Here is a 6,000-nt window from a genome sequence, read left to right as displayed (position 1 = left end):
CCAATTTACTCAGATACATATAACGAAACGTAATGGGGATGCACGTATTTCCTAATCGCTGTCTGATCCAGTAACGGCCTTAGAATTTCTCAAATTATTTTTTATTCCAACGTCGTTGTTGATAGTTAACTGGCAGTCATCAATGTAATCAAACATCTCTGCATTCCCTATCACATCTTCCCCTCTCTTAACAAGCGTTCCAATGGTGTGACTTTTGTATTTTCTAAAATATCGGCATCACTCAAAGAATTAAGATAAGTTTGTGTAGTTTTGATATTCGAATGTCCTAATAAGCGACTAATTGTATAAAGATTAACGCCACTTTTCAGTAACTTCTGCGCATAATAATGTCTTAAACTGTGGCAGCTTCTTCGTTTTACTTCATCTCTTACTCCAATCCCATTTGCTGCATCTTTGACTATCTTTTCTAGAAGAACATTATTAGTTATTTTCTTACCAGATTTATTGACGACTAGAGAATCATCTATTTCACGATAATTACGCAAATTATTAAAGTAACCTCGTTTCGTTTTCTGGTATTTTTTGATGGACAATTGCAGATATTGCGAAATAGGAACAACCCGTTCTTTACGACCTTTCCCCATTAATTGAAAGAAAGTTCCCTTGAAATTATCGTTTGATAAACAGCGGACTTCTTCTGCTCGTAAACCACAATCAGCCATAATTTCAATGATTAGTCGATTCCGCTGATTTACAAACCCTGAGTGATTGTAGAAGCTAATCATCGCTGCTACCTCTTGATCGTTAAAAGTATTGATTAATCGTTTCTCTGATTTCAAGTATTGAATATCTAACATAAAGTTACGATCAATATATTCTTCAGTAAAAAGGTACTTATAGAAGGTTCTAAGAGCTTTTAAAATCTGATTAATATAATTCGCACTACGTTCTTCCTTCATCGATAAGATAAAACTTTTTACATGGGGCTTCTTGATCTCTTCCAACTTATCTAGTTCGAACTCTGAATTTATGTAACTACTAAAAACTCGTATTTGTGATTGATATGTTTCAATCGTCCTTTTAGATAAATTTCTTACCCGACAATCCAACAAAAATTCTTCCACGCCTTCTTGAAATAGCATATATTTACGCCCCTCTTCTTAAGAAAAACAGAAGAAAGTAAAATCACCAGGTATTACTAATTAGACGCTTTTTGTACTTAGCAATACTTGAAAAACGGCAGTACGCAAAAATTGGTATACCTACGAATAAAAACAGAAAAAAAGCCTGTGAGAAAATTCTCACAGGCTTTAAACAGCTTCAACTCACTAATTATTTAGCGATGAATGGGTTGTTTTTTAAGTTGTAGAAAGATTTGATACCTTTGTATTCTGCAACATCACCCAATTGGTCTTCGATACGTAATAATTGATTGTATTTAGCAATCCGGTCAGTACGTGAAAGAGAACCAGTTTTGATTTGGCCAGCGTTTGTTGCAACAGCGATATCAGAGATTGTTGAATCTTCTGTTTCACCAGAACGGTGAGATACAACTGCAGTGTAACCAGCTTCTTTAGCCATTTCGATTGCATTGAATGTTTCTGTTAAAGTACCGATTTGGTTAACTTTGATAAGGATTGAGTTAGCAACGCCCATATCGATTGCTTTAGCTAATTTTTCAGTGTTTGTAACGAATAAATCGTCACCAACTAATTGAACTTTATCGCCTAAAGCTTCAGTTAATTTCTTAGTACCTTCCCAGTCGTTTTCGTCTAAGCCATCTTCGATTGAGATAATTGGGTATTTAGCAACTAATGATTCGTAGAATGCGATCATTTCTTCAGTTGTTTTTTCGCCTTCGCCTGAGTCAGCTAAAACGTAAACACCTTTTTCTTTGTCGTAGAATTCTGAAGAAGCAGCATCCATTGCAAGAACGATGTCTTTACCAGGTACATAGCCAGCTTTTTCGATTGCTTCGATGATTACTTCGAAACCTTCTTCGTTAGAACCAAGGTTAGGAGCGAATCCACCTTCGTCACCAACTGAAGTAGCAAGACCTTTAGCTTTTAAGATTGAAGCTAAAGCGTGGAATACTTCTGCACCATAACGTAAAGCTTCTTTGAATGTAGGAGCGCCAACAGGCATGATCATAAATTCTTGGAAGTCGATAGAGTTATCAGCATGTGATCCACCGTTGATGATATTCATCATAGGAGTAGGCAAAACTTTTGTGTTGAATCCGCCAAGGTAGTTGTACAATGGGATTTCTAAGAAGTCAGCAGCTGCACGAGCAACAGCGATAGAAACACCAAGAATAGCGTTCGCACCTAATTTACCTTTGTTAGGAGTGCCATCTAATTCGATCATAGCAGCATCAATAGCAGCTTGGTCACGTACGTCGTAGCCGATGATTGCTTCAGCGATGATGTTGTTTACATTATCAACTGCTTTAGTAACACCTTTACCGCCGTAACGAGCTTTGTCGCCATCACGTAATTCAACGGCTTCGTATTCACCAGTTGAAGCACCTGAAGGAACCATACCGCGGCCGAATGCGCCGTCTTCTGTATAAACTTCTACTTCGATTGTTGGGTTACCACGTGAGTCTAAGACTTCGCGTGCGTAAACGTCTGAGATAATTGACATGTTTTGTCTCTCCTTTAAAATTTGTTTTATTAAAAGGGGCTAACCCCTTGTAACCAATATTAGTGAAAATCTTTGGTAGTTGCAAACAATAACCGCGATTTTCAGTTAAAAATTATTTTGCGCCTTCTAATAACGCTAAGAATGAATCAGCTTTTAAGCTGGCTCCGCCGACTAAAGCACCATCAACGTTTTCCTTAGCCATGTATTCAGCGATGTTTTCTGGTTTAACAGAACCACCGTATTGGATACGAACAGCTTCAGAAACTTCTTTACCATAAATACCTTCAACTGTTGAACGAACTACGCCACAGATTTCGTCAGCGATTTGTGCGTCAGCAGATTTACCAGTACCGATTGCCCAGATTGGTTCATAAGCAATGACCATGCTTGAAACTTGTTCAGCAGAAAGATCCGCTAAACCAGCTTTGATTTGTCCTTCGATCCATTCAGCTGTTTTGCCAGCTTCGTAAGTGTCTAAAGACTCGCCACAGCAAAGAATTGGCAACATTCCATTAGCAAAGATTGCTTTGGCTTTTTTGTTGATTTCTTCGTCTGTTTCGTGGAAGTATTCACGACGTTCTGAATGGCCGATGATTACGTAGTCCACACCAAGATCAGCTAAAGCAGCCGGTGAAGTTTCACCAGTGAAAGCTCCAGCATTTTCCCAGTAACAGTTTTGAGCAGAGATTTTTAAGTCTGTGCCTTTTGCTGCTTCGACTAATTCTTGTAAGAATAAAGCAGGTGATCCGATTACTGAATCTACTTTATCATTCGCAGGAATCTTGTTTTTGACTGCTTCGGCAAAATCTTTTGCTTCTGAAGCAGTTAGGTTCATTTTCCAGTTACCAGCAATAATAGGTTTACGCATTTAGAAAACTCCTTTTTCATATTAGGGTGCTAATTTTTTCTCAAGCCGCATACCATTCAACGAAACAGATCAATTCTATTAAATGAAGTTCCATCATGTGAAATCTTAACACTTTACGAACTGCAGAAAGTTGAAATGGCATCCGTTTTAATATAAGGTTTCGCTTTTTATTTGTCGTTGATTGCTGCAAGACCAGGTAATTCTTTACCTTCTAATAATTCAAGACTTGCACCACCACCAGTTGAGATGTGAGTAAATTTATCAGCAAAGCCAAGTTGTTCAGCTGCTGCTGCAGAATCCCCACCACCGATGATCGTTGTAGCGTCTTTAAGATTTACTATTGCTTCACAAACACCGATTGTTCCACGAGCAAAGTTACTCATTTCGAACACACCCATTGGTCCGTTCCAGACAACTGTTTTCGCGCCTTCTAATGTTTGAGCAAACAATGCGATTGATTCTGGTCCAATATCAAGACCCATTTGTCCAGCTGGAACATCACCTGTATGTTCTTCAGTTGGAACATCATTTGAGAATTCAGCTGCTGTGATTGAATCAACTGGTAAAACTAATTTGTCGCCAGCTGCTTCGATCAATTCTTTTGCTAATTCCACTTTATCAGCTTCTACTAATGAGTTACCGATTTCCATGCCTTTTGCTTTGTAGAATGTATAAGTCATTCCGCCGCCGATCAAGATTTTGTCTGCTTTAGGAATCAAGTTTTTGATTACGCCGATTTTATCAGAAACTTTTGCACCACCTAAGATCGCAACCATCGGACGTTTAGGTTCTTCAACTGCTTCACCGATAAATTTGATTTCTTTTTCCATTAAGAAGCCTGCAACTGTTGGAATACCAGTCGAAGCGATTCCGACGTTAGAAGCATGGGCACGGTGAGCCGTACCGAATGCATCATTTACGAATACATCGCCTAATGAAGCCCAATATTTTCCAAGTTCAGCATCATTGCCACTTTCTTTTTTACCGTCGATATCTTCAAAACGCGTATTTTCGAAGACAACTACATCGCCGTCTTTCATGTCTGCGATTGCCGCTTCTAATTCAGCACCACGAGTTTCAGGTACAAACGTTACGTTTTTACCTAACAATTCGCTTAAGCGTTCAGCTACTGGTTTCAATGATTTGCCAGCTTTGTCTTCTTCTGTTTTCACACGACCTAAGTGTGAGAACAAAATAGCTTTGCCGCCTTGTTCTAAAATGTAGTTGATTGTTGGTAACGCCGCTTTGATACGAGTGTCATCAGTAATCACGCCATCTTTAACAGGAACGTTGAAGTCCACACGAACTAAAACTTTCTTGTCTTTCAAGTCAAGATCTTTAACTGTCATTTTTGCCATGAAAGAAAACCTCCAAATTGTTTTTTTGAATCCTATTTATTATACAACTCTTTTTAACAAAAGAGCCAATGATAGACATAACCTTACGAAAAAAACGGAGAAGCGCGTTGCTTCCCCGCCTTTTTTCAGACAATGTTGTTCTAATTTAAAATATATCTTATAAGTTAGCGAAATATTCTAAAGTACGAACTAATTGAGCAGTGTATGACATTTCGTTGTCATACCAAGCAACAGTTTTAACTAATTGTTGATCGCCAACTGTCATTACTTTAGTTTGAGTTTCGTCAAATAATGAACCGAAAGTCATACCTACGATATCTGAAGAAACGATTTCGTCAGTGTTGTAACCGAATGATTCGTTAGCTGCTGCTTTCATAGCTGCATTAACTTCATCAACAGTAACTTTTTTGTCAAGAATAGTAACTAATTCAGTTAATGAACCAGTTGGAACAGGAACACGTTGAGCAGCTCCGTCTAATTTACCATTCAATTCAGGGATAACTAAACCGATTGCTTTAGCAGCACCAGTTGAGTTAGGCACGATGTTTGCTGCAGCAGCACGTGCACGACGGAAGTCACCTTTAGGATGAGGTCCATCAAGAGTCATTTGGTCACCAGTGTAAGCGTGGATAGTTGTCATTAAGCCTTCAACAACGCCAAATTCGTCATTTAAAGTTTTAGCCATAGGAGCTAGACAGTTAGTAGTACATGAAGCACCAGAGATAACTGTTTCGTCACCAGTTAAAGTTTCGTGGTTAGTGTTGTAAACGATTGTTGGAACATCGTCACCACCAGGAGCTGAGATAACAACACGTTTAGCACCAGCTGTTAAATGTTTTTCAGCAGCTGCTTTTGAAGTGAAGAAGCCAGTACATTCTAATACGATGTCTACTCCTAGTTCGCCCCAAGGTAATTCTTCAGGGTTGCGGTTAGCAAGAACTTTAACTTCTTTACCATTCACGTTGAATGAACCTTCGTGAACTTCAACAGTTCCGTTAAAGCGACCTTGAGTTGTGTCATATTTTAACAAGTGAGCCAACATTTTAGCGTCTGTTAAGTCGTTGATAGCTACAACTTCCAATCCTTCTACATCTTGGATACGGCGGAATGCTAAGCGTCCGATACGTCCAAATCCGTTAATTCCAACTTTTACTGTCATTTAAGATT

The 6,000-nt window shown here is 38.7% G+C and carries 5 protein-coding genes; all 5 read right to left on the bottom strand.

Annotated elements, in window-relative coordinates; all coding sequences use genetic code 11:
* Window positions 1-170: 170 nt before the first annotated feature.
* Entirely contained in the window at window positions 171-1,103 is a 933-nt protein-coding gene (locus tag EP1_RS11550) for a tyrosine-type recombinase/integrase (protein WP_067627544.1), read from the bottom strand.
* Window positions 1,104-1,293: 190 nt separating this feature from the next.
* Window positions 1,294-2,607, bottom strand: coding sequence for a phosphopyruvate hydratase (gene eno / locus EP1_RS11545; RefSeq protein ID WP_010739546.1), 1,314 nt, complete (start codon window positions 2,605-2,607; stop codon window positions 1,294-1,296).
* Window positions 2,608-2,719: 112 nt separating this feature from the next.
* Window positions 2,720-3,475 (bottom strand): triose-phosphate isomerase, encoded by a 756-nt coding sequence (gene tpiA / locus EP1_RS11540; RefSeq protein WP_067627542.1) that lies wholly within the window; start codon window positions 3,473-3,475, stop codon window positions 2,720-2,722.
* Between the two features lie 167 nt (window positions 3,476-3,642).
* Window positions 3,643-4,833, bottom strand: coding sequence for a phosphoglycerate kinase (locus EP1_RS11535; RefSeq protein ID WP_067627540.1), 1,191 nt, complete (start codon window positions 4,831-4,833; stop codon window positions 3,643-3,645).
* A gap of 157 nt (window positions 4,834-4,990) precedes the next feature.
* Window positions 4,991-5,992: a type I glyceraldehyde-3-phosphate dehydrogenase gene (gap, locus tag EP1_RS11530; RefSeq protein WP_067627538.1), complete on the bottom strand. Its 1,002-nt coding sequence runs from the start codon at window positions 5,990-5,992 to the stop codon at window positions 4,991-4,993.
* Window positions 5,993-6,000: the final 8 nt, after the last annotated feature.

Source organism: Enterococcus pseudoavium NBRC 100491 (assembly GCF_001544295.1).
GTDB classification, from domain to species: Bacteria; Bacillota; Bacilli; order Lactobacillales; family Enterococcaceae; genus Enterococcus_A; species Enterococcus_A pseudoavium.
This window is presented reverse-complemented; position numbering and strand designations above follow the sequence as displayed.